This window comes from Pseudoalteromonas sp. (assembly GCF_041613455.1).
Taxonomy (GTDB): Bacteria; Pseudomonadota; Gammaproteobacteria; order Enterobacterales; family Alteromonadaceae; genus Pseudoalteromonas.
In genome coordinates this window covers 1-1505 of the sequence record NZ_JBFJHD010000355.1, presented here as the reverse complement: position 1 = coordinate 1505, position 1505 = coordinate 1, and the positions used below count along the sequence as shown (strand labels likewise).

Here is a 1505-nt window from a genome sequence, read left to right as displayed (position 1 = left end):
TAGTGTAAAGCAGCAAGTGTTTTGGCTGTTTTGTTTTGCAATAACGGCGCTGGTGGTATTGGCCGTGGGTGTTTATGTAGTGCAACGCAGTCAGGTGTTAACGCCGCTTCGGCAATTACGCGATGGTTTTGCATTTTTAATTGAAAGTAATCAGCTGAAAAATATCGACAGTCACAATGCTAAAACGGAAGTAGGTGAAATAGCACAGTATTTTAATCAGCTCATTGAGCGGCAACGCATTGAAGTACGTGAGCGCGCGCAAATGCTTAAAGTGGTAAACGATTTTATGCAACAAATGAGCGAGCATTTATATACTATTAGCCAGCAAACAGAGCAAAGCCATGGCCAAGTTGAGAAAAACCAAACGTTATTAAATGACATTCAATACATTGGCGAGCAGGTGAACCATATTAACTCGCAAGTGGCCGACAACGCACAAGGTACGTTTGCAGCGATGGAGCAAAGCTTAGGTTTTTCGAAAAACATGTTAAATGCCAGCGCAAATACAGAGCAACGAGTGGAGCAGGGGCTGCAGAGCATTCAGCAGTTACTGAGCGGAGTAGATGGTGTGGGTAAAATTATTGAGGTGATCAATAATATAGCTGACCAAACAAATTTATTAGCGCTCAATGCCGCCATAGAATCGGCGCGGGCGGGAGAGCATGGGCGTGGCTTTGCAGTGGTCGCCGACGAAGTAAGGCAGTTGGCTCGGCAAACTCAGGGGTCGCTTGGTGATATAAAAGATCAGCTTAATTTACTGAGTGAGAACTCGCAGATAGTAGCAACGCAAATATCGGCCCTTGCTGAGGACGCGCAATTACAAACACAAAATGCGCAAGAGCTAAAGTTAAACTCTGAAGGGGTGGCGAACAATGCTCAAGCCGCTAATAACGTGGCGATTGAAGCAACCGAGCTGGCAAAACAGCAAAGCCAATTAGTTAATAACTTTAGCCAGTCGATGGCGTCGATGAAAGTTCAAGTAAGTGAGTCGAGCATCCTTGTTGATGACATACGCCAGCAATTACAACAACAAATGCACAGCATAAAAAATAGCTTGGGGTTGTGAATGAGGGAAACAACAGCTTTCAGTTTGGAGCTGTCAGCGATTAGTAAAAGATAAAAACAAGGTTTTAGGTGTCAGGGTTCAGGTTTCAGGCAGAAATTAGCCAAGTGCAGTTTTTGGGTTACCCGTAGGCGAGTAGCTTGCTGCCGCGCGCACGTAGTGCGAATGTTTTAAAAAATCACAGATAACAATGCAGAAGCCAGATGTCAGAAAAAGATCAGGTAAATGCAATATTTGAGTTTTATATCGATGTGGTTTTACATCTCGCTTGTTAAAGGCAAAAGCATATTTACCACAGAGAACACAGAGCTCACAGAGGAAGTGATGCTAAAAGCGGGGCTGGAAAGCTATTTAGCAATTTATCATGTGTTCTCAGTGTAGCGCGCAGCGCCTCGGTGTTCTCTGTGGTGCAAAATCACTTAATGTATTTCTTTGGAAAGGG

At 44.1% G+C, this 1505-nt stretch carries 1 protein-coding gene; it reads left to right on the top strand.

What is annotated here, in order from left to right:
- Window positions 1–1066 (top strand): methyl-accepting chemotaxis protein (locus tag ABYB02_RS17005; RefSeq protein ID WP_372763541.1); only part of this gene is annotated, 1066 nt, incomplete at its 5' end.
- Window positions 1067–1505 lie beyond the last annotated feature (439 nt).